This is a genomic window from Falsiroseomonas sp. E2-1-a4 (genome assembly GCF_051433165.1).
In the GTDB taxonomy this organism is placed as follows: Bacteria; Pseudomonadota; Alphaproteobacteria; order Acetobacterales; family Acetobacteraceae; genus Falsiroseomonas.
Window position 1 is genome coordinate 67,374 of record NZ_JBHMFS010000013.1, and the last position, 21,932, is coordinate 89,305.

General features: G+C 71.3%; 21 protein-coding genes. 10 read left to right on the forward strand and 11 right to left on the reverse strand.

Annotated features, from left to right (window positions below):
- Positions 1 to 25 precede the first annotated feature (25 nt).
- Positions 26 to 886 (forward strand): isocitrate lyase/PEP mutase family protein, encoded by an 861-nt coding sequence (locus ACFHNC_RS15265; RefSeq protein WP_437170084.1) that lies wholly within the window; start codon positions 26 to 28, stop codon positions 884 to 886.
- Between the two features lie 18 nt (positions 887 to 904).
- Here ACFHNC_RS15265 and der read toward each other — a convergent pair whose 3' ends face one another.
- From der to ACFHNC_RS15280, 3 genes are all read right to left on the reverse strand, one after another.
- Entirely contained in the window at positions 905 to 2,242 is a 1,338-nt protein-coding gene (der, locus tag ACFHNC_RS15270) for a ribosome biogenesis GTPase Der (protein ID WP_437170085.1), read from the reverse strand.
- A 163-nt stretch (positions 2,243 to 2,405) separates the two neighbouring features.
- A complete protein-coding gene (locus tag ACFHNC_RS15275) occupies positions 2,406 to 3,734 on the reverse strand; it encodes an outer membrane protein assembly factor BamB family protein (RefSeq protein ID WP_437170086.1) in 1,329 nt (442 codons plus the stop codon).
- Complete coding sequence (locus ACFHNC_RS15280) at positions 3,731 to 4,381, reverse strand: tetratricopeptide repeat protein (protein WP_437170087.1); 651 nt, start codon at positions 4,379 to 4,381, stop codon at positions 3,731 to 3,733. The genes ACFHNC_RS15275 and ACFHNC_RS15280 overlap by 4 nt, the downstream gene beginning before the upstream one ends.
- Before the next feature lie 82 nt (positions 4,382 to 4,463).
- Between ACFHNC_RS15280 and ACFHNC_RS15285 the strand changes: the two genes are divergently transcribed.
- Entirely contained in the window at positions 4,464 to 4,844 is a 381-nt protein-coding gene (locus ACFHNC_RS15285; RefSeq protein ID WP_437170088.1) for a hypothetical protein, read from the forward strand.
- 6 nt (positions 4,845 to 4,850) lie between these two features.
- Here the strand turns inward: ACFHNC_RS15285 and ACFHNC_RS15290 are convergent, their stop codons facing one another.
- The 5 genes from ACFHNC_RS15290 to ACFHNC_RS15310 form a co-directional block, all read right to left on the reverse strand.
- A complete protein-coding gene (locus ACFHNC_RS15290) occupies positions 4,851 to 6,539 on the reverse strand; it encodes a hypothetical protein (protein ID WP_437170089.1) in 1,689 nt (562 codons plus the stop codon).
- A gap of 79 nt (positions 6,540 to 6,618) precedes the next feature.
- Positions 6,619 to 7,941 carry a dihydroorotase gene (locus tag ACFHNC_RS15295; protein ID WP_437170090.1) on the reverse strand — a complete coding sequence of 441 codons (1,323 nt, stop codon included), beginning with the start codon at positions 7,939 to 7,941 and terminating at the stop codon, positions 6,619 to 6,621.
- 60 nt (positions 7,942 to 8,001) lie between these two features.
- Positions 8,002 to 9,765, reverse strand: a complete 1,764-nt coding sequence (gene asnB / locus ACFHNC_RS15300; RefSeq protein ID WP_437170091.1) for an asparagine synthase (glutamine-hydrolyzing) — start codon at positions 9,763 to 9,765, stop codon at positions 8,002 to 8,004.
- Positions 9,765 to 10,796, reverse strand: a complete 1,032-nt coding sequence (locus ACFHNC_RS15305; RefSeq protein ID WP_437170169.1) for a glycosyltransferase — start codon at positions 10,794 to 10,796, stop codon at positions 9,765 to 9,767. The genes asnB and ACFHNC_RS15305 overlap by 1 nt, the downstream gene beginning before the upstream one ends.
- Positions 10,797 to 10,810: 14 nt before the next feature.
- Complete coding sequence (locus tag ACFHNC_RS15310) at positions 10,811 to 11,764, reverse strand: glycosyltransferase family 9 protein (protein ID WP_437170092.1); 954 nt, start codon at positions 11,762 to 11,764, stop codon at positions 10,811 to 10,813.
- A gap of 100 nt (positions 11,765 to 11,864) precedes the next feature.
- Here ACFHNC_RS15310 and ygfZ point away from each other — a divergent pair, with 100 nt between their 5' ends.
- A complete protein-coding gene (gene ygfZ, locus ACFHNC_RS15315; RefSeq protein WP_437170093.1) occupies positions 11,865 to 12,686 on the forward strand; it encodes a CAF17-like 4Fe-4S cluster assembly/insertion protein YgfZ in 822 nt (273 codons plus the stop codon).
- 5 nt (positions 12,687 to 12,691) lie between these two features.
- Here ygfZ and ACFHNC_RS15320 read toward each other — a convergent pair whose 3' ends face one another.
- Positions 12,692 to 13,315 (reverse strand): isochorismatase family protein, encoded by a 624-nt coding sequence (locus ACFHNC_RS15320; protein ID WP_437170094.1) that lies wholly within the window; start codon positions 13,313 to 13,315, stop codon positions 12,692 to 12,694.
- Positions 13,312 to 14,511, reverse strand: coding sequence for an FAD-dependent oxidoreductase (locus ACFHNC_RS15325; protein WP_437170095.1), 1,200 nt, complete (start codon positions 14,509 to 14,511; stop codon positions 13,312 to 13,314). Before ACFHNC_RS15325 ends, ACFHNC_RS15320 begins: the two co-directional genes overlap by 4 nt.
- A gap of 96 nt (positions 14,512 to 14,607) precedes the next feature.
- Here ACFHNC_RS15325 and ACFHNC_RS15330 point away from each other — a divergent pair, with 96 nt between their 5' ends.
- The 3 genes from ACFHNC_RS15330 to ACFHNC_RS15340 all read left to right on the forward strand — a co-directional run bounded on the left by ACFHNC_RS15330 (position 14,608) and on the right by ACFHNC_RS15340 (position 17,721).
- Positions 14,608 to 15,426 carry a S49 family peptidase gene (locus ACFHNC_RS15330; protein WP_437170096.1) on the forward strand — a complete coding sequence of 273 codons (819 nt, stop codon included), beginning with the start codon at positions 14,608 to 14,610 and terminating at the stop codon, positions 15,424 to 15,426.
- A gap of 200 nt (positions 15,427 to 15,626) precedes the next feature.
- Positions 15,627 to 16,892: a two-component system sensor histidine kinase NtrB gene (locus tag ACFHNC_RS15335; RefSeq protein WP_437170097.1), complete on the forward strand. Its 1,266-nt coding sequence runs from the start codon at positions 15,627 to 15,629 to the stop codon at positions 16,890 to 16,892.
- Positions 16,893 to 17,028: 136 nt separating this feature from the next.
- Positions 17,029 to 17,721, forward strand: a complete 693-nt coding sequence (locus tag ACFHNC_RS15340) for an alpha/beta fold hydrolase (RefSeq protein WP_437170098.1) — start codon at positions 17,029 to 17,031, stop codon at positions 17,719 to 17,721.
- Here the strand turns inward: ACFHNC_RS15340 and ACFHNC_RS15345 are convergent.
- Entirely contained in the window at positions 17,706 to 18,110 is a 405-nt protein-coding gene (locus ACFHNC_RS15345) for a ketosteroid isomerase-related protein (RefSeq protein WP_437170099.1), read from the reverse strand. The genes ACFHNC_RS15340 and ACFHNC_RS15345 overlap by 16 nt on opposite strands.
- A gap of 82 nt (positions 18,111 to 18,192) precedes the next feature.
- On the opposite strand from ACFHNC_RS15345, the gene ACFHNC_RS15350 reads away from it, so the two are divergent.
- From ACFHNC_RS15350 to glyS, 4 genes are read left to right on the forward strand one after another with little or no spacing between them, the layout of a single operon-like run.
- The gene (locus ACFHNC_RS15350) at positions 18,193 to 19,077 is read left to right on the forward strand and encodes a glycine--tRNA ligase subunit alpha (protein WP_437170100.1); all 885 of its coding nucleotides are present in this window, start codon (positions 18,193 to 18,195) and stop codon (positions 19,075 to 19,077) included.
- A 52-nt stretch (positions 19,078 to 19,129) separates the two neighbouring features.
- Complete coding sequence (locus ACFHNC_RS15355; RefSeq protein WP_437170101.1) at positions 19,130 to 19,390, forward strand: type II toxin-antitoxin system VapB family antitoxin; 261 nt, start codon at positions 19,130 to 19,132, stop codon at positions 19,388 to 19,390.
- 20 nt (positions 19,391 to 19,410) lie between these two features.
- A complete protein-coding gene (locus ACFHNC_RS15360; protein ID WP_437170102.1) occupies positions 19,411 to 19,776 on the forward strand; it encodes a type II toxin-antitoxin system VapC family toxin in 366 nt (121 codons plus the stop codon).
- The gene (gene glyS / locus ACFHNC_RS15365; RefSeq protein WP_437170103.1) at positions 19,776 to 21,917 is read left to right on the forward strand and encodes a glycine--tRNA ligase subunit beta; all 2,142 of its coding nucleotides are present in this window, start codon (positions 19,776 to 19,778) and stop codon (positions 21,915 to 21,917) included. Before ACFHNC_RS15360 ends, glyS begins: the two co-directional genes overlap by 1 nt.
- The last annotated feature ends 15 nt before the right edge of the window (positions 21,918 to 21,932 follow it).

Genomic DNA, 21,932 nt, shown 5'->3' on the forward strand with positions numbered 1-21,932 from the left:
CTGGAAGCGGACAGGACCTTAATCAATGAATGCGACTGAGCGGCGACAGGCCTTCCGGGCCGTGCTTTCCGGCACCGCTTGCGTGCATCCCGCCAGCGTCTTCGATGCCGTCTCCGGCCGCATCGCCGCCGATCTGGGCTTCGAGACGGCGATCCTGGGCGGCTCCGTCGCCTCGCTGGCCGTGCTCGGCGCGCCGGACCACATCATCCTGACACTGACCGAATTCGCCGACCTCATCCGCCGCATCACCCGCGGCGGCGCCCCGCCGCTGATCGTGGATGCCGACCACGGCTATGGCAACGCGCTGTCCGTGATGCGGACGGTGGAGGAGCTGGAGGCCGCCGGCGTCGCCGCCTTGACCATCGAGGATACGCTGCTGCCGCGCCCCTATGGCCCGGACAAGACGGCGCTGCTGCCGCTGGCGGAAGGCCTGGGCAAGATCCGCGCGGCGCTGGCCGCCCGCATTGACCCGTCACTGGTCATCATCGCCCGCACCTCCGCCCTGTCGGTGACCTCGACGGAGGATGCCGTGGCCCGTGCGCGTGCCTATGCCGAGGCCGGCGCCGACGGCATCTTCGTCACCGGCCTGACGGACCTCGCCCAGCTCGATGCGCTGCGGGAGGCGACGGGGCTGCCGATTATCCTCGGCAATGCCAAGGCGGGCCTCGGCGGGGCGGCGGCCTTCGCGGCGCATGGGGTGCGGGTGGCCTTGCAGGGCCACGCCACCTTCCCGGCGGCGATGCAGGCGGTGCATGACACGCTGAAGGCGCTGCGCGATGGCACCGCGCCCAAGGATCTGCGCGGCCTGCCGGATGCGGCGGCGACGAAGCGCTGGCAGCGGGATGACCAGTACGATGCGGCCATCCGGGATTTTCTCGGCGGCTGAATGCCCCGGCGAGGAGGCTTAGTCTTCCTCGCCGTAAGGATTATCAGTGCCGCGCAGATGCAGCCGGATCGGCACGCCCGGCATCTCGAACTTCTCCCGGAAGCTGTTCACGAGGTAACGCCGATAATCCTCGGGCAGCATCTCGGCACGGGTGCCGAAGACGGTGATGGTGGGCGGGCGGGCCTTGGGCATGGTGGCGTAGCGCAGCTTGATGCGTTTGCCCTCCACCAGCGGCGGCTGGTGGCGGTCCTTCATGATCTCGAACCAGCGGTTCAACTCGCCGGTCGGCACGCGGCGGTTCCACAATTCATAGACGGTGCGGACCGTCGGCATCAGCTTCTCCAGCCCCCGCCCATTGGCGGCCGAAAGCGGCACCACGGCGATGCCCTTCATCTGCGCGAAGCTGCTGGTCAGCGTGTCTTCCAGCTTCCTGCGCGTCGCGGTGCGATCCTCCACCGCGTCCCATTTGTTGAAGGCGATCACCAGGCCGCGGCCCTCACGCTCCGCCAGGCGGGCGATCCGCAGATCCTGTTCGTCCATGCCCTGGATGGCGTCCACCACCAGGATCACCACCTCGGCTTCCTTCAGCGCGGCGATGCTGGCTTCGGTGGAGATCTTCTCCAGATGCTTCTCGATCCGCGCCTTCTTGCGCAGGCCGGCGGTATCCACCAGCCGGATCGGTCCCTCGGCATCGCGGAATTCCACGCTGATCGCATCCCGCGTCAGCCCCGGCTCCGGCCCGGTGATCATCCGTTCCTCGCCGACCAGCGAGTTCAGCAGGGTGGATTTGCCGGCATTCGGGCGGCCGAGGATGGCCAGCCGCAGCGGACGTTCCCGCTCCTCCCCCCGCCCGCGGCGCGGTTCCGCCTGCAAGCGGTCCCGCACCTCGTCATGCAGATTGCCAAAACCGTCGCCATGTTCGGCGGAGACCGCGATGGGATCGCCGAGTCCCAGCTCATAGGCCTCCATCGCCGATTGCATGCCCAGCCGGCCCTCGGCCTTGTTCGCCACCAGCAGCACCTGGCAGGGCGCCTTGCGCAGCCATTGGCCGAAGGCGCGATCCGCCGCCGTCAGCCCGGTGCGGACATCGACGACGAACAGCACGAGGTCGGCCTGACGTAGCGCGCCCTCGCTGCTCGCGGTCATCCGCCCGGCCAGCGTATCCGGCGCCGCTTCCTCCAGCCCCGCCGTATCGATCAGCCGGACCGGAATGCCACCGATCTCGGCTTCCACTTCCTTGCGGTCACGGGTGACGCCGGGTGTGTCGTCCACCAGCGCGATCTTCCGCCCGGCCAGGCGGTTGAACAGCGAGGATTTGCCCACATTGGGCCGGCCGAGGATGGCGACGGTCTGCATGATATTCCAAAGGTCCCGGCCAGGCGATACGCGCGGCCGATCTCTTCATAGCACCGCACGCGCCAAGTTGCGCGCGCTCGCTCGTCATGGCGCCCCGGCGCCCCAGAGAGTCCTCTCCCCCCGGCAGGGGGAGAGGGTTGGGTGAGGTGGGCGGGACCGCGCCCTACCGCAGCGCCATCAGCGTCCCGTCATCGCCCAGCAGCACCATCGTGCCCTGCGCCAGGGCGGCTGGCTGGGTGCTGCCGGAGGACAGCGGCACGCGGCCGGCGATGCTGCCATCGCCCGGCGCCAGCATCAGAACTTCGCCCCGGCTGGAGGGGATCATCACGAAGCCGCCGGCCAGGATCGGCGGGCCGAAGCGCGCCGCATCCCCGCGCCGGCCACCGGCCGGAGAGGGATCGAGCTCGGAGACCCAGCGGATGCGACCATCCTCCCGCCCCACCGCCACCGCTTCCCCGGCGCGGGTGACGGAGAACACCCAGTCGCCGGCCGCCGCCACGCCCGTGCCGCCGCCGAAGGTCCGTTCCCACAGCCGCCGCCCGCTGCGCAGGTCCACCGCGATGGTGGTGTTCGCCATGCCCGCCGCCAGCACCCGGCCGCGGTCGATCACCGGCAGGCCGGTGATGCCCACAATATCGGCCAGGCTGGTGGCGCCGATGGTGCCCAGGCCCTCGGACCACAGCAGCCGCCCATCGGCGGCGCGCAGCGCGGTGAGTTCGCCGGTGCCGAAGCCGGCCACCACCGCCTCGCCCTCCACCGCCGGGGCCGGCAGGCCGAGCGGCAGGGTGTTGGCCGCCCCGGCGCGATGCGTCCACAGCCGGCGCCCATCTTCCGTGGACAGTGCCAGCAGGTGGTTCTCCAGCGTCACCACGAAGATCCGCCCGCCCACGACGGTCGGCGCCCCACGGGTGGGGGAAGGCGTGCGGACGCGCCAGCGCACCGCGCCATCCTCCGGCGACAAGGCCAGCACTTCGGCCATGCCCGTGGCGACATACAGCACGCCATCGGCGAAGGCGGCGCCGCCGCCGACGGTGCCGGCGCTTTCATCCTCGGGCGTCGTCTCGACCCGCCAACGCCGGCCGCCATCGGCCAGCGCGAAGGCGGAAACCTGGCCGGAGGCATCGACCGCATAGACCGTGTCGCCGGCGATGATCGGCCCGGCGGTGAGCTGGGACCGGTAGCCGGAGCCCCCGCCGATCGAGGCCCGCCAGGCCTGGCGCGGCTCCGCGGTGAATGCGGCGTGGCCCGGCGCATGGCTGGGCGGGCCGCCGGCCTGCGGCCAATCCGCCAGGGGCGTGGCCGGCGGCAGCATGACGGCGCCGGAAGCCCCCGTATCGGCCTCCAGCGGCGGATCGGCGCTGAGCACGCTGCGGCGTTCGCCGGGCAGCGGCACCTTCCGGCTGCCCAGAAGCCCGTCAAAGGTGGAACAGCCGGATAGCAGCGCGGCTGCGCCGAGCAGCCCGGCGCGACGGGAAAGATTGTTCTTCATCATGAGCCGAGCCCCGCCGCCAGCCGCTGCGCGCGTTCGCGCAGCCCGGGTGTTGCCGCCGTATCCGCGGCCAGCGCCTGCAATTGCTGCCGCGCCTCCGCTGTATCGCCGCGGCGGATGGCGACCAGCGCCGCCATCTCCCGCGCCGGGGCCTGCCAGGCATTGCCCGGCTGGGTCAGCGGCCCGATGCGCGCGGCAAGCTGCGCCGCGTCCACGGTTTCCAGTCCGTGGCCGACATACAGCAGCGCGGCCAGGTCGCGGTATAGCGCCTCCGCCGCGCTGTCGCGGGCGAGCTCGTCCCACAGCGCCAGTGCGGCCGGCGTATCGCCGGTCTCCGCCTTCAGCGCCGCGGCGCGCAGCCGGGCCAGGGTGCGGTAGCCATCCGGGGCGGCCTGCGCCAGCGTGCCGAACCCCTGCGCCACCGCGGGCAGATCCGCCCCGGGTGCTTCCGCGGTGCGGTGCAGGGCCAGGTAGGTCTCGGCGGCGGTGGCAGCCTGCCGCTGATCATTCCAGCGCCAGGCCTGCCAGCCACCGGCAGCAGCCAGCGCCAGCAGCGCCACGCCGATCGCCGCCCCACCCCAGCGCTTGGCCAGGCGGCGGGTGCGATCGGCACGGAGATCCTCTTCGATTTCGTCGAAGATATCGGGCACGGGCAATCCTTCGGTCCGCAAGGGGCCGGACCATAGCGGTCCGTACAGGCCACGTTAAGCCCGGGACCTTAGCGTTCCGCCCATGCCCCCGCCACCTCACCCCGCAATCCCGCTGCCAGCCCGTCCCGGACGGCGCAAGCTGATCCTGCTGGCGCCGATGCTTCTGGCGCTTGGCGGCTGCGAGATCGGGCCTGCGGTCGGGGCCGCGGCAGGGCCGGTGCTGGTGGTCAGCGGCGCGGCCCTGGTGCTGACCGGGCGGACCCCGGTGGACCATGTGGCCAGCCTGGTGACGGGCCGCGATTGTTCCCTGGTGCGGGTGGAACGGCGCGAGGGCTGGTGCGCGCCGCCGCCCACCCCGCCGGCGCCGGCCCCCTATTGCACCCGGTCGCTCGGCAGCACCGATTGCTGGACCACGCGCCCCTTCAACGCCGGCCGCAAGGTGGCGGACCCGCCTTCGCCCTGAGCCGTCTCAGGCCAGGGGGCCGCGCCAGAGCTGGATGCCGGGGCGTTCGGAAATACGGGGATTCCCGAGATTCAGCGCCGCGGGCCGTTCCGCCACCAGCCGCCAGGTTCCGGACAGCATCTTGACGGCGGCGCCTTCCTCCATGCGGTTCAGCGGCGCCAGCATCAGCCAGCGCACCCGCGCGGTGAGCGTCGGCAGGGCGCGGGTCACCATGCCGGGCAGCAGGCGCGGCACGCCGACCCGGAGGTAGTCCCAGCTTTCCTCCCGCTCCAGCAGGTCCTGCGCCAATGCGCCGCGTGGCGGAAGCTTGTCCGGGTCGGAGCCGACCGCGGCCTGCAGAAGCCGGGTCTCGCCGCCATCCAGCCCCTCCGCCTCCAGCGCGGCCAGCAGCCGGCCGAAGCGGCCGGGGTCAGATTCCGTGGCGTGCAGCACCGGCGCGAGCTCCCGCCCACGGCAGGCCAGCGCAGCGGCGAGCGGCAGGCTGGCTTCCGAAACGCCGAGGAACAGCGCCCGCCAGCTTTCCCGCGCGCCGTCCAGGCTGCGCGCAAGGCCTACCCATTCGGCGCCTTCGTCATCCGCCCCGGCCGGCATGGCGGCGCCACAGACGGCCTCATACGCCGCCGCAACCTGCGCTGCGCCGAGCGGGTTCTCCGCCGCCGCGGCACCGGGTGCTGGCTTCATGGCGGGCGTCGCGGCAGGGGGCTTGGCGACGCTGGGCTGGGGGGGCGGCGCTGGCGCGGCAGCCACCGGCTGTTCCGCGGGCATATCGGGTGCGGCCGGCTGCGGCGCGGGGCGCTCCGTCACGCGTGGTGCTGGCGCGATCTTCAGGACCGGCCGGCTGGACAGGATGGTCTGCGGCGTCGGTGCCGGGGCCGCGGGCGCTTCTGGCGGGCTTGTCTCCTGTGGTCCGTTGCCCGCCGATGCGGCCTCCGGCGGGGCCAACTCCTGCGGGGCAACCTTCGCGAGGGGCGTCGCGGAGGGAACGGGCGGGACGGCGGCCTGGCTGGCATCCGCGGCGCCCGGCCCGGGGACGTTCACGCCAAGCGCGGCCAGCAGGGGGCTGGCCAAGACCGGCGAGACGGGTGCGGCCGGAGCAGCAGTGGCAAGGAAGGAAAGCAGTCCGCCCGGTGGCTGCGGTGCAACGGCCTCCGTCGGCGGCGCGGGCGGCGTCATCAGCAGCGGCGTCGGCAGGGATGCGGCAGGCGGTGAGATGGAGAGCAGCGCGCCCAGGGGTCCAAGCTCAGAGAGTGCTGCATTGTCCACCTGCGGCGGGATGGTCCCGGCCACCGGGCTGTCGGCGTCCCCGGCCGCGAGGTCGTTGGCATCCTCAGCCGCCGGGCTGTCGGCCTCCCCGACCGCGAGGCCATTGGCGTCCCCGGCCGCGAGGCCGATGGCATCCCCGGCCGCGAGGCCGATTGCATCCCCGGCCGCGAGGCCGATGGCATCCCCGGCCGCGAGGCCGATGGCATCCCCGACCGCGAGGCCGATGGCGTTCCCGCCCGCCGGGCCGTCGGCTTCCCCGGTCGCCGGGTCGCTGGGATAACCCGCCGGCTCGCTGCTGGCGTGCTCGGTCGCAGGTGCTGCGGGGGCTTCCGTCACGGTCTCGGCCACAGGCGCCAGCTCCGCCGAGCGCGGCGCCAAGGAGGCACGCAGCCGGGCCGCCCAATCCACGACAGCCTTGTCCTGCTGCGCCATCACCACCTCCCCATCCCGCCTTCCGGCGTCTACCAGCCGCGACGGGGCGCCTCAACCGCTGATGGAACCAGCCCCCTGCTCAAGGGGCGAAGCGGGCCGGGGTGCCGGTGGGCTCGCCGAGTACCGCATCGTCGCGCATCACCGCCTGGCCACGGATGATGGTCATCACCGGCCAGCCGGTGCAGCGATACCCGGCGAAGGGAGTCCAGCCGCAGGGCGAGGCGATCCAGCTTTCCTCGATGGTGCGGGTTTTCTTCATGTCCACCACGGTGAAGTCCGCATCGTAGCCGGCAGCCATGCGGCCCTTGCCGACCAGGCCGAACACCCGCGCCGGCCCGGCATTCATCAGATCCACCAGGCGGGGCAGGGAAAGCCGGCCGGCGCTGACATGGTCCAGCATCACCGGCACCAGGGTCTGCACGCCGGTCAGCCCGGCGCCGCATTCCGGCCAGGGCTTCTCCTTCGAGGCGCGGCTATGCGGCGCGTGGTCCGACCCGACGCTGTCCACCGTGCCATTCGCCACCGCTTCCCACGCTGCTGCCATGTGCCGCGCGTCGCGGATCGGCGGGTTCATCACGCCGTAGCCGCCGAGGCGGTCATAGACCTCATCCGTCTGGGTCAGGTGGTTCAGCAGCACCTCCACCGTGCAGACATCGCGGAAATCCTTGAGGTAGTTCAGTTCCTCGGCGGTGGAGACGTGCAGGATATGCGCCGGGCGCCCGGTCTTGCGCGCAATCGCCATCAGCCGGCGGGTGCCGAGGAAGGCGCATTCCACGTCGCGCCATTCGGCATGCATCCGGTGCGGCATGCCGGTGGTGTAGGCGCCCTTGCGCGCCTGCAGGCGATATTCATCCTCGGAGTGGTAGCTGATGCGGCGGCGGCCGCTGCGCATCACGGCCTCCAGGCTGGCATCATCCTCGACCAGCAGATCGCCGGTGGAACTGCCCGCGAACACCTTCACGCCGCACACATTCGGCTCGGCTTCCAGCGCGGCGAGCTCGGCAATGTTGGTTTTTGCGGCGCCGACATAGAAGCCCATGTCGCACCAGGCGCGGCCGGCGATGAAGTCCCGCTTCCAGTCCAGCCTCTCCCGCGTCGTGATGGAGGGGTTGGTGTTGGGCATGTCGAACACCGTGGTCAGGCCACCGAGCACCGCGGCCTTGGTGCCGGTGGCGATGGTCTCCACCGCTGCATCGCCAGGCTCGCGCAGATGCACATGGCTGTCGATCAGGCCGGGCAGCACATGCAGGCCGGTGCAGTCGATGGTCTCCGCCGCCGTGGCGGTGCGGAGGTCGCCGATGGCGGCGATGCGGCCGGCGCGGACGCCGATATCGGTGGCTTCCATGCCCCAGGGCAGGACCGCGGTGCCGCCGCGCAGGACGAGGTCATAGGGCTGGGTCATGGCGGCGAGTTCCTTCGGCAAGATCGGGCTCGACTTATGCCATGAGGCGGAAAGGCCGGGCTACCCGCCCAGCACCTGCCAAACATCGTCGGTCGTATCCCGCCGTTCCACATGCGCGCGGTGCCACAGCGCGTAGAACAGCAGGTGCCAGGCGGCGAAGCCGCGGTGCTTGTCGCCGGCGGCGTTGCGGAACAGCGCCGCCACGCGGTCCGGCTTCGCCACCTCCGCCACCCCCGGCTGGGCCGCGACCAGCGGGCCGAGGCGTTCCCCCACGCCGCCGATCCAGGCAGCGACAGGGACCGTAAAACCCTGCTTGGCGGCGAAGGGCTTTGCGCCCACCACATGCCGGGCGGTCCAGGCGCGCAAAAGCCATTTGCCGGTGCGGCGGCGGACCTTCAGGCTGTCCGGCAGGCGGAAGGCGCAGGCCGCGACCTCGGGGTCCAGGAAGGGCGTGCGGCCTTCCAGCCCATGCGCCATCAGGCAGCGGTCGAGTTTTGTTAAAAGGTCATTGGGCAGCCAGTCGGCGATGTCGGCGGCCTGGGCGGCCTGCAGGCGGGTGCGGCCGGGCAGGGCGGTGGCGGCCTCGGCTGCCGCGATGCCGTCGCGCCAAGTGCGCGGCGCCTCCCGCAGCACGTCCCTCACATGGTCGAAGGCGCCGGTGGCGCGCGGGCGGCGGCCCCAGAGCCACAGCGGCCGCATGGCGCTGCGGTAGCGGCCATAGCCGCCGAACAGCTCATCCCCGCCCTCGCCGGAGAGCACCACCTTCACATCCTGCCGCGCCCGGCGGGCGAGGAACCAGGTGGGGATGATGGCGTAATCCGCCGCCGGGTCGTCCATCGCCGCGACGATCTTGGGCAGATGCTGCCAGACCTCGGCCTCGGTCACCATGATGGTGGTGTGGCGCGCACCGTGGGCCTTGGCGGCGGCTTCCGCGGCCGCGCGTTCATCCGCCGCACCCGGCACGTCGAAGCTGGCGGTGAAGGCGCGCACCGGCTGGCTGTTCAGCCGCGCCATCATCGCCAGCACGGCGCCGGAATCGATGCCGCCGGACAGGAACAGGCCATAGGGCACATCGCTGCGCTGGTGCAGGCGGACGCTATCCTCGAAGGCGATGTCCAAACGGGCGAGCGCGTCCTCCTCCGTCACCGGCACGGGTCCGCCCTCGGGCAGCGCGGCGCGGCGGTGGCGTTCGACGATCGCGCCATCGGCGATCACTACCGTCTCCCCCGGCAGCACGCGGGTGATACCCGCAAAAATGGTCTCGGCGCCGGTGGTGAACTGGATCTGCAGCAGCTCGTCCCGCGCCTCCGCCCGCACCCGCGGCTGCACCAGCCCGGCGGCGAGCAGCGCCTGCGGTTCGGAGGCGAAGGCGATGCCGCCCGCCACCTCGGCCAGGTACATGGGCTTGATGCCGAAGGGGTCGCGCGTGAGGATCACGCGGCGCGTCGCCCGGTCATGCAGCGCCATGGCGTACATGCCGCGCAGCGCCTGCGCCATCGCGGCGGCGCCGTCGCGGCGGTACAGATGCAGCGGTGGTTCGCAATCCGATCCGGTGGCGCAGACCAGCGCATGCGCCTCCCGCAGCTCCAGGTAGTTGTAGACCTCGCCATTGGCGACCAGCGTGGCGGGGCCGGCGAACAGCGGCTGGTCGCCGGTGGCCAGGTCGATGATCGCCAGGCGGTTATGCGCCAGGCCGACATTGTCGGCGATGTGCACGCCCTGCCCATCCGGCCCGCGATGCGCCAGCGCGCCGAGCATGGCGTGCAGGATGGCGGGGTCGGGGGTTAGGCCCTGTTTCAGGGCGAGGCCGGCAATGCCACACATCAGGCCTGTCCCTTTCGCGCGGCGGCCTCATTCAGGAAGGCGGCCCAGGCGGCCAGCACCGGGGCTTCCGCATGGCGCGCCAGGAAGGCAGCGCGGCCGGCGGAGGCCAGTGCCTCGGCCCGGCCCGGGTCGTGCAGCACCTGCGCGATGGCGGTGGCCAGGGCGGCATGGTCGCCGATCGGCACCAGCAACCCGGTCTCGCCGGGGCGGATCACCTCCCGCGGCCCGTCCGCCGCGGTCGCCACCACCGGGCGGGCGGCGGCAAAACCCTCCAGCACGACATTGCCCAGCGGCTCGATGCGGGAGGGCACCACCAGCAGGCGGCTGGCGGCGAGCAGCGCGCCGACATCCTGCCGCCAGCCGAGGAAAGCCACGCGGCTGCCGAGGCCCAGTTCGCGCACCAGCGCCGCCAGCGCCGCACGCTCCGGCCCCTCGCCCGCGAGCGCCAGATGTACCGCCGGCGGCAGCAACGCCATGGCCCGCAGCAATGTCGGAAAATCCTTGTTCGGGTGCAGGCGGCCCATGGCCAGCAGCGGTACCGCACCGGGCGGGAAGGGCAGGGCGGCGGGCGGCGTGCCGGCCAGGTCGGCGGCGAAGTTCGGCACCAGCCGCACGCGCCCCGCTGGCCAGCCCTGCGCCGCAATCCAGTCGCATAGGCCCTGGGTATTGGCGGCCAGCAGGTCGCAACCGCGGTAGTGCTTCAGCGCATAGGCGCCGCCGAGCCGCCCGGCCATGGCCCAGCCATCGCGCGCATCGGTGGCGGCGCGGGTGAAGCCGGCGGCGCGGTTCATCCAGGCCACCACCACCTGCGGTCGGAAGCCGCGCAGCGCGCTGCGCAGCCGCCCGGCCGTCAACCAATCCAGCTTCCCGCCGAAGCCAAGCTGCACCGGGGCCAGCCCGCCCGCCGTCAGCCTGGCGGCGCGGCCCGGTTCCCGCCGGATCACCGCCAGCACATCCAGCCCGGCGCGATGCTGGGCGAGGACCAGCCGTTCGAAGAAGGCCTCCGCCCCGCCCTGCACGGCGCCGGCCATGACATGCGCGACCCTCACGCCGGTTCAGTCGAGGCGGGTACCGGCGCGGCGAGCAGACGTTCCGCCGCGGCCAGCACGCGGGATTCGGGCAGCGCGGTCATCGGTGCCTCGAAGGGCGGGCCATCGGCCTCCACCGCCACGGCGCGTTGGCCGCAGGGGCCGTATTCGGCGGCGCTGCTGCGGCCGAACAACCCGATGGTGGGCGCCCCGGTGGCGGCGGCCAGGTGCATCAGGCCGGAATCATTGCCGAGGAACAGCGCCGCCCGGCGCAGCACCGCCGCCACCTCCGGCAAGGCCAGGTTGCCCACCAGGTCCACCGCATCCGGAAAGGCGTCCAGCACCGGCGCGGCCATGGCGCGTTCGACGGCGCCCGGCCCGCCGAGGATGGCGATGCGCGCGCCCGCCAGCGCGCCGCCCGGTGCCCCCGCCCGCGTGCCGCCCGGCGCGACCAGCGCGCGGGCGACCCGGATGAAGCGCTCGGCCGGCCACACCTTTTCGGACCAGTTGGCGGTCGGCCCCAGAACCAGCCAGGGCCCACCCGGCAGCAGCGCCAGGGCACGTGCTTCATCCGCCGCCGCGGTCCAGGCCACGGGCAGCGGCGGCGGCGCCAGACCCATCAGCGCGCCGAGATGGGTCAGCCGATGGCCGGGCCGTCGGCCGCCCTTGCCCGTCAGACGCTTCCGCGCCGGCACCATCCAGGCCAGCGCCGAGGCCCGGAGATCCACCACCAGGTCCCAGCGGGTGCGCGCCACCTGCCACCACAGATCCAGCCAATGCAGCTCGAACCGCTTCTTCGCCACCACGATCAGCCGTTCCAGCCCCGGCATGCGGGCAAAGACCCCCGCCGCCGCCGGGCCACAGGCCACGGTGATGCGGGCGCCGGGATGGGCGCGCAGAAGATGATCCAGCAGCCCGGTGGACAGGACAGCATCGCCAATCCGGGTGGCGGTGACGAAAAGAATGCGCATGCGGCGCCTGCCTAGCACGGCGCCCGGAATCGCCCCAAGCGAGGGGCCGTTCCGCATGGGCTCGGTTGCAACGCCGTCGCATCTTGCCCATGTGCCGGGGATGCCGATCACTCTCCTGACCGGACGCGGCGTTGTGGAAGTGGCCGGCCCGGACCGGGTCGGCTTCCTGCAGGGCTTGGTGTCCAATGATGTCACCACCGCCGGCCCGGGCCGCGCGGTCTGGGCTGCCCTGCTGACGCCACAGGGCAAGTGGCTGGCGGATTTCTTCATCCTGGCCGAAGGCGAACGCCTGCTGCTGGATGCGGAGGCCGAGCAGGTGCCGCTGCTGGTACAGCGCCTTTCGCGTTTCCGGCTGCGCGCCAAGGTCACGCTGCGCGACGCCTCCACCGATTTCACCGTGCTGGCGGGCTGGGGGGAATCGGTGCCACCGCCCGGCACCCTCTCCGCGCCCGACCCCCGCCTGCCGGAGGCCGGCTGGCGCGCCCTGGTGGCGCAGCAGGTGGCGGCGGATGCGACGGATGCCGATTACGACCTGCACCGCCTGCGCCTCGGCCTGCATGACGGCACCCGCGACCTGGAGCCGGAGAAATCCGTGCTGCTGGAAGGCGGTTTCGATGAGCTCGGCGGCGTCTCCTGGACCAAAGGCTGCTACATGGGCCAGGAGCTTACGGCGCGGACCAAGTATCGCGGCTTGTTGAAGCGCCGCATCGTGCCGGTGGTGGTGGAAGGCGGCCTGCCGCCGCGCGGCACGCCGGTGCTGCGGGATGGCGTGGAGGTGGGCGAGATGCGCTCCGCCCGCGATGGCCACGGGCTCGCGCTGCTGCGGCTGGATGTGCTGGCGGCCGGCGGCACGCTTTCGGCCGGCGGCGCGGTGCTGACGCCGCGGGTGCCGGGCTGGATGAACCTGCCCAGCGCGGCCTGAGCGGGTCAGCCCGCCGCCGCTTCGATCTCCGCCCGCGTCTTGAGATCCGCGTATTTCTGGCCCATGTCGAACAGGTTCGCCTCATGCGGGCCGATCGCGCGGTCGCCGACGCAATCCGTGGCCACGATGGTGCGGAAATTGTGCTGCAGGCTGTCCACCACCGTGGCGCGCACACAGCCGGATGTCGTGCAGCCGGCGACCACCACCGTATCCGCGCCCTGGTAGCGCAGCCAGCTTGCCAGGTTGGTGTCGAAGAAGCCGGAGGCGCCCTGCTTGCGCACGATGTGCTCCCCGGCCCTGGGCGCCAGCTCCGGCACGATCTGCGACAGCGGTGAGGTTTCGGTCAGCTTCAGCAGGGACGGCGCCTTCAGCGTGAAGACGCCGGCATCGGAGCCATCCTCGGCATAGACCACGCGGGTATGCGCCACCGGCCATCTGTGGCGCCGCGCGAATTTCAGCAGATGCACCGTCTGTTCGATGGCGGGCGCGATGTTGCCGCCGCCGAAATGCGCGGGGTCGGCAAAGCCCACGACGAAATCGACGATCACCAGGGCCGGGCGATTGCCCATGCCGGCGGCTTGGCCCATGCCCTGGCGGTGGTAGATCTCGGCCTCGGGATGTCCGCTCATGCCACAGCCTCCAGGTCACGCAACGATTGGATCATGGACGAGCGCAGCAGATAGGCGCGGTGCTTCGCCGGATCGGCCACCGTGGCGCGCAGCTCGTCGTGATAGGCGCGGCGGGCGGCGGGGTCGCGCTGGTTCAGGATCTGCCGGTTCCGCAGCGCCTGCTGCTGCACCACATCCAGCGCCACCTTGCGGCGCTGGCGGCCGTAGCGGCCCATGCTGTCCAGCGGTGCGCCGCGCCAGACCTCCGCCAGCTTCTGCGCCAGGTTGAAGGCATCATGGATGCCGCCATTCATGCCCATGCCACCCAGCGGGTTGTTGATGTGGGCGGCATCGCCGGCCAGGAAGACGCGGCCATGGACGTATTCGTCCACCACGCGCTCATGCACCCGGTAGCCGGTGCGGTGCACCACCTCATACCCCGCCGGGTTCGGCACCACCGCTTGCAGCCGCGCATCCATCCGCGCCGGCGCCGTCATCGCTTCCTCGGTCTCATGCGGATCGGTCGGGAACAGCACGCGCCACAGGGACGCGGTGCGCAGCAGCACGAACCATTCCTCGGGATCGGAGATGTAGGAGATGTCGGCGAGGTCCGGGATCGCCTCATGGAAGGGGAAGGTGGTGGAAAGCGAGAGGAAGATTTCGGGAATCGTCTGGCCGCGGAATTCGGTGCCGACCGCCCGGCGCACCGCGCTGCGCGCGCCATCGGCACCGATCAGGTAGGAGCCGGCGAGCTTCTCCGTGCTGCCGTCGATGCGCTCGATCGCCAGCGTCACGCCATCCGCATCCTGCGCCACATCCGCGGCGCGGGCATCGTAGATGAAGCTGACGTCCGAGTTCGCCGCCATGCGGTCCCGCAGCATCTGCGTCAGCCGCCACTGCTCGCATTGCAGGCGGTAGGGGTGGTCCGTATCGGCCGAGAGCACGCCCATGTCGAAGGTGGCGATCGGCCCTGTGGCGCGGTCGCGGAACTGCCAGTTCGGGCAGACCAGCCCCTGCGCGATCAGGCTCTCCACCACCCCGAATTTTTGCAGCATGTCGAGCGTCGGCGGATGGAAGGTGGAGGCGCGCAGGTCGGTCGGCAGCGCCTCGGCCTGTTCAACGATGGTGACCGGGATGCCTTCCCCCGCGAGATAGGCTGCGGCGACCATGCCGACCGGGCCGGCGCCGGCAATCAGAACGGGGAGGGGCTTGGCCATTGGTCACTCTCTGGTGTCACCGGGACAATGGCGCGCGGGCGGCGGCGGTGGAAGGGGGGCGCTTGTGCGGCTGTCGCGGCGGCGCATCTATCCGGGATGAACCTCCCCTTCCTGTCCAAGCCGCCCCGGATTGCCCTGTTGCGCCTGTCCGGCACCATCGCCGCCCGCGGCGCCAGCCCCTTCGCCGCACAAGGCATCAGCGCCCAGGCCAGCGGCCCGCTGATCGACCGCGCCTTCGGCATGAAGCGCCTGGCGGAGGTGGCGCTGGTGCTGAATTCCCCGGGCGGGTCGCCGGTGCAATCCAGCCTGGTGGCGCAGCGCATCCGCCGGTTGGCGGACAAGAAGAAGGTTAAGGTCACCGCCTATGTCGAGGATGCCGCGGCTTCCGGCGGCTATTGGCTGGCCTGCGCGGCGGATGAGATCGTGGCGGACCCGGCCAGCATCCTCGGCTCCATCGGCGTGATCAGTGCCGGCTTCGGGCTGGAGGAGGCGATCGGCCGCCTCGGCGTGCAGCGGCGGATGTACACGGCGGGGACAGAGAAAAGCTTCCTCGACCCCTTCCGCCCGGAACGGCCGGAGGATGTGGCGCGGCTGGAGGCGTTGCTGGCCGAACTGCATGAGGTGTTCCGCGACTGGGTCCGCGCACGCCGCGGGGCAAGGCTGAAGGCGCCGGAGGCCGAATTATTCAGCGGCCGCTTCTGGATTGGCCGGCGCGCGGTGGAACTTGGCCTGGCGGACCGGCTGGGGGAGGTGACGGCGGAGCTGCGCGCGCGGCATGGCGACAAGGCGCAGATCGTGCCGATCGGCGCCCGCCGCCCGCCCTGGCCGCTGCGCCTGTTCTCCGGCGCGGCGCTGGCGGAAGGCGCGATGGCGGCGGTGGAGGAGCGGGCGGCCTGGGCGCGGCTGGGGCTGTAGGAGTTTCGCCTGAAAGATGTGCCAATCACATCAAATTGAGACGAGCGGGTGAAGATTACGTTGTCTTTGTGCAACGGGACGCCGCTATCGTTCATTGCATAACAGTCTCGGATTTCGCCATGCGCGGGTTAAGGACAGGCGGTGCGGCGGGGAAGGGTTTTGATGGGCCCGGCGACCCGGCCGGGCTCCAGGCGCTCAGGATGGCCGGCGAGACCGAGCTCGGGCGGAGCCCGCAACTGTCGCGGTCGGCGCATCTGCCGGTCACGCGCGTGGCCAGGCCACCCCCCTACCGTCCGGCCAAACCCGCGCGGCTCGCGGCGAAGGCCACAAGGCCGGCCGATCTGGGCGGTCTGGCTTCGACCGCCGCCGCTGCCCTGAGCGTCTATTTCGACCATTCGCCCGAATGCCTGTTCCAGGTTCGCGTCACGCAGGACCGGACCTTCCTTTATGAGTCCATCAACCCGGTGGCCCTGGCGCGCACAGGAGCGAGGCTGGAGGATGTTCTCGGCAGGACGCCGGTCCAGGTCCTGGGTGAGGAATTCGGCGGCCTGATCACCGCGGGGCTGGAGCGTGTGCGCGCCAGTGGCCAGGCCTATGCCTATGAGCCGACCATCACCTACGGCAGTGAAACGCTGACCTATGATGCGATGTACCTGCCGCTGCTGGGTCCGGACGGCACCGTGCACGCCATTCTGGGCCGGGCGCGGGACATCACCCAGCACCGACAGGTGGAAGCCTCCCTGCTGCAGGCGCAGAAGATGCAGGCGCTGGGCCAACTGGCAGGCGGCGTGGCGCATGATTTCAACAACGTGCTCCTGGCCATGGCGAGCTGCCTGAAGCTGCTCGGCCGGCAGACCGATGGCGCCGACGCCATGGCCCTGCTGGCGGAGGCGCATCGCAGCGTGGAGCGCGGCTCCGCGCTCACCGCGCGGCTGCTGGCCTTCGTCCGGCAACAACCGATGGCGTTGGAGCCGGTGGATGTGAACCGGTCGCTGGCGGAGATGGCGGCGCTGCTGGCCCGCACGCTGGGCCAGGGCGTGCGCGTCATCACCGCCGGGGCGCCAGAGCTGTGGCTGGCGCGGGCGGATCGTAACCAGCTGGAGCTGGCGATCCTGAACCTGGCGATCAATGCGCGCGATGCGATGCCCGAGGGCGGCCAACTGATCCTCACCACCCGCAACGCCCACGTCACGGCACCGCTGTCGCCCGGGATGGCGGCGGGCGCCCATGTCGCGATCGACCTTGTCGATACCGGCCAGGGCATGACGGCGGAGGTGCTGGCGCGGGCGGCGGAGCCCTTCTTCACCACCAAGCCGCCGGGCCAGGGCAGCGGGCTGGGGCTCAGCATGGTCCAGGGCATGCTGCGGCAGGTCGGCGGCGGAATGGAACTGGCAAGCCGCCCCGGCGCCGGAACGCGCGTGACGTTGTATCTGCCCGCCGCGGAGGGGCAGGCGATGGCGGGCTGAACGGCGTGGCGGCCCTGTCCTTGACCAGGCCGCCAATTTATCCGGTGGTGCGGCCCGCAACGCACTGGATGGTCTCGGGCATGATGGTCTTTCTTACCGCGTCACCCTGCCTTCCCACGCGGCAGGGGCCAGGCGCATGAGCCTCGTGCTGCTGCCCGGCTTCATGCTGGATGCCGGGCTCTGGGACGAAATGGCGCCGCTGCTGGCCCCGCTCGGCCCGATCCACCATGGCGACCTGTTCCAGGACGACACCATGCAGGCCATGGCCGCCCGCGTGCTGGCGCAGGCGCCGGAGCGTTTCGTGCTGGTCGGCTTCTCCATGGGCGGCTTCGTGGCGCGGGAGGTGGTGCGGATGGCGCCCGAGCGCGTCCAGGCGCTGGTGCTGGTCGGCACCTCCGCCCGCGGTGACAGCGCATCGCAGCAGGCCCGTCGCCATGCCATTGCGGGCCGCACGCCGGACCAGGCCTTCCGGGGGATGAGCCGCGCCGCCATCGCCCGCGGCCTGCACCCGGACCGTGCCGGCGACCTGGCGCTGGTGGACCGGCTGCGCGGCATGGGCAACCGGCTGGGCGGCGCGGTATTCCTGCGCCAGTCGCTGCTGACCCGCCCGGCCTTCGACACGCGCCTGGCCGAGATCACCTGCCCAACCCTGGTGGTCGCCGCGGCGCAGGATGCGCTGCGCAGCGTGGCGGAATCCGAGGAACTCGCCACCGGCATCCCCGGCGCCCGCCTGCACATCATCGAGGGCAGCGGCCACATGATGCCGATCGAGGCCGCGGACGAACTCGCCCGGCTGATCCTGGATTTTGTTGGTCAGACGGAGACCTGACCAACCCACTCAGGCAAATTGTACTGGGTGGCGACGCGGGCGATGCGGCCGGCCCGGATGGTCAGGAAGGCGCCGGCGGGCAGGGTGTAGCGCTGGCCGCGCGCTTCCGGCAGTCCATCCTCCGTCCGCAGGTACTGGCCCTGCACGATGAATTCCGCCGCGGCGCGGGTGCCGGTGGAATCCACCATCACCACCAGATCTTCGATCCGCTCGGCATAGGCGGCGTCCATGCCGGCCAGGAATTCGGTGAAGGCGGGCTTGCCGGTGCGGCGGCTGCCCTGGTTCGGGTCGTGGATCACGTCATCCGTCAGCAGCGCCAGAATGGCGGCGCGGTCGCCGGCGTTGAAGGCGGCGTAGTAGGCGCGGATCAGGCGCTCGGTCTCGGTCATGAAGGGGTCCCTTGCTTGCCGGTTGGGGCGGCGGGGGGGTATTGAAGCGGCCGAAACCTTCCCGGCAAGACCCGCACTCGGCATGTCCGCAAAACCCCCTTCCTTCCAGGACATCATCCTGCGACTCCACAATTTCTGGAGCGCGCAGGGCTGCCTGATCCTGCAGCCCTACGACATGGAAGTGGGCGCCGGCACCTTCCACCCGGCGACCACGCTGCGGGCGCTGGGGGCGAAGCCCTGGTCGGCCGCCTATGTGCAGCCCTCCCGCCGGCCCTCCGATGGCCGCTATGGCGAGAACCCGAACCGGCTGCAGCACTACTACCAGTACCAGGTCATCATGAAGCCGAGCCCGGCCGATGCGCAGGACCTGCTGCTGGCCAGCTACCGCGACCTTGGCCTGGACCCGATGAAGCATGATTTCCGCTTCGTCGAGGATGACTGGGAAAGCCCGACGCTCGGCGCCTGGGGCCTGGGGTGGGAGATCTGGTGCGACGGGATGGAAGTGGGCCAGTTCACCTATTTCCAGCAGGTCGGCGGCATCACCTGCGAGGTGCCGTCCTTCGAGATGACCTACGGCCTGGAACGCCTGGCGATGTTCATCCAGGACGTGGACGACGTGTATGAGCTGGATTTCAACGGAGCCGTGGAAGGCAGGGGGGGCGTGAAGTACGGCGAGGTGTTCCGCCGCGCCGAGGTCGAATACAGCCACCACAACTTTTCGGGTGCCGACACCGCCTTGCTGTTCCAGCATTTTGCGGATGCGGAGAAGGAATGCCAGTCGCTGCTGGCCTATGACCCGCCGCTGGCCCTGCCGGCCTATGACCAGTGCATCAAGGCCTCCCACCGCTTCAACCTGCTGGACGCCCGCGGCGCCATCAGTGTGACGGAGCGCGCCGCCTATATCGGTCGCGTCCGGGCGCTGGCGAAGGGCTGCTGCGAGGCCTGGGTCGCGGGCGAGACCGCGTGACTTTGCCACCGTTTTCTACCATGATGCGCCGCCATTCTACCATGAGGGCGCCATGGGCCAGTTGAACATCAAGGACGACGCGCTGATCGCCGATGCGAAGGCGCTGGCGGAGCTTCTCGGCACCACGACCACCGCGGCGCTGCGGGAGGCGGTGCAGAGCCGCCTGGCCAGCGAACGCGCCGTGCGGGACGACAAGGCACGCCGGAAGTATGAGGCGCTGATGGCGATCGGCCGGGAATCCGCCAAGCTGTTCCCGCCCGGTGGCAGCAGCGACCACAGCGACCTCTATGACGAGAACGGCCTGCCGAAGTGATCGTCGATACCTCCGCATTCATGGCCATCCTTCGGCAGGAGCCGGAGGCCGAGCGCTTCACCGCGATGCTGGCCGAGGCGCCGGAGGTGGCGGTTTCCGCCGCCACCCTGCTGGAACTCGGCATGGTGGCGGAGAGCCAGGCCGGCCCTGCGATTCGGCCGCGCATGGACCAGCTTCTGGCCGATACCGGGGCGGAGGTGGTGCCCTTCACCGAGGCCCAGGCGCGCCTGGCGCTGGAAGCCTGGCGCCGCTTCGGCAAGGGTCGCCACAAGGCCGCGCTGAATTTCGGCGACTGCTTCGCCTATGCCCTGGCGCGGGAGCGCAATGCGTCGCTGCTGTTCAAGGGCGCTGATTTTTCCGAGACCGATGTGAAGGCCGCGATCTGATGCCGGAGTTTCTGCTCGAACTCTTTTCCGAGGAGATCCCGGCGCGCATGCAGGCGCGCGGCGCGGAGGATCTGGCGAAGGCCTTTGCCACCGCCGCGGCGCCGCTGCTGGAAGGGGCGCCCAAGCCGTTCTACGGCCCGCGCCGCATCGGCCTGTCCGCCACGCTGCGCGCCGAAGTCACGACCGAGGGCAAGGAAGAACGCGGCCCGCGCACCGCCGCGCCCGCCGCGGCGCTGGACGGGTTTCTCCGCAAGCACGGCGCGACGCGCGAACAACTGGTTGAGCAGAACGGCTTCTGGGTGCTGCAGAAGCCGGGCGAGACCATCGCCGCCGCCACGCTGCTGGCGCAGGTGCTGCCTGGGCTGATCCAGAATTTCGGCTGGCCGAAATCCATGCGCTGGAACGGCCCCTTCACCTGGGTCCGCCCACTGCACCGCATCCTGTGCCTGCTCGACGGCGCCGTGGTGCCCTTCGCCATTGAGGCGCTGCCGGGCATGGAAAGCGGCAACCTCACCGAGGGCCACCGCATCATGGCGGCTGGCGACCGCGCCTTCACCGTGACCGGCCTGGCCGATTACGAAGCCGGCCTGCGCGCCCGCTTCGTGGAACCGGATGCTGGCGCGCGCATGGCACGGATCGAGACCGGCCTGGCAAAGCTCGCTGCCGAGCAGGGCGTCGCCGTGGTGCCGGATCGTGGGCTGCTGGAGGAGGTGGCCGGGCTGGTCGAATGGCCTGTGCCGCTGCTCGGCCGTATCGACGATGCCTTCATGGACCTGCCGCCGGAGCTCATGCGCACCACCATGCGCGTGAACCAGCGCTACTTCTCGATGACCAGGCCGGATGGCGGCGCCGCGCCCTTCTTCGGGCTGGTGGCCAACATTGCCGCCATCGATGGCGGCGCGACGCTGATCGCGGGCAACGAACGCGTGCTGCGCGCCCGCCTGTCTGATGCGCGCTTCTTCTGGGACCAGGACCGCAAGCAGAAGCTGGAAGATTTCCTGCCCAAGCTGGACTCGGTCGTGTTCCACGCCAAGCTCGGCACCCAGGGGCAGCGCGTGGCGCGGCTGGAGCGCCTCGCCCGCTGGCTGGCGCCGCATGTGGGCGCGGACCCGGCACTCGCGGCGCGGGCGGCGAAGCTGGCCAAGGCGGACCTCGCCTCCGGTCTGGTCGGCGAATTCCCCGAATTGCAGGGCACCATCGGCCGCTACTACGCGCTGCACCAGGGCGAGGATACGCGGGTGGCGGAGGCCATCGGCACCCAGTACCGGCCGCTCGGCCCGGGCGATGCGGTGCCGGCCGAGCCGGTCGCCATTGCCGTGGCGCTGGCCGACAAGCTGGACCTGCTGGCCGGCTTCTTCGCCGTGGACGAACGCCCCACCGGCTCCGGCGACCCCTTCGCCCTGCGCCGCGCGGCGTTGGGCACCATCCGCATCATCCGCGAAAACCGCCTGCGGCTGCGGCTGGAGGATGCGCTGGCCGAGGCCTTCTTCGGTTTCCCCCAGGCGCTGGGCGAAACCGCCAATCCCGAATTCGGCATGGCGGTGGCGCAGGATAAGCTGAAGACCGGCTGGCAGCCCGCCCCCCGCGGTGCCCATCCGCCGATGGTCGCCGCCTTCGCCGCCGGGCTGCTCGACTTCCTCGCCGAACGCCTCCGCGTCCAACTCCGCGCCGAGGGTGCGCGCCACGACCTGGTCGCCGCCGCCTTTGGCCAGGGCGGGGAGGACGACCTCCTCCGCCTGCTCTCCCGCGCCGAGGCGCTGAAGGCGCTGGTGGAGGGCGCGGATGGCCCCAACCTCCTCGCCGCCGCCAAGCGCGCCGCCAACATTCTGCGGATTGAGGACAAGAAAGACGGCCCGCACACCGGCGCGGTGGACACAAACCTGCTGACGGCGCCGGAGGAACAGGCGCTCGCCGCCGCCCTCGACGCCGCCGAACCCACCGTCGCGCAGGCCCTGGCCGCCGAAAACTTCGCCGCCGCCATGTCCGCGCTGGCCGCGCTCCGCGCCCCGCTCGACGCGTTTTTCGACAAGGTCATCGTCAACGACCCCGATCCGGCAACCCGCGCCAATCGGCTGCGCTTGCTCGCACGGCTCAGGGGCGGCATGGATACCGTTGCAGACTTTTCCAGGATCGAAGGCTGAGTCGCGGCGCCTCCC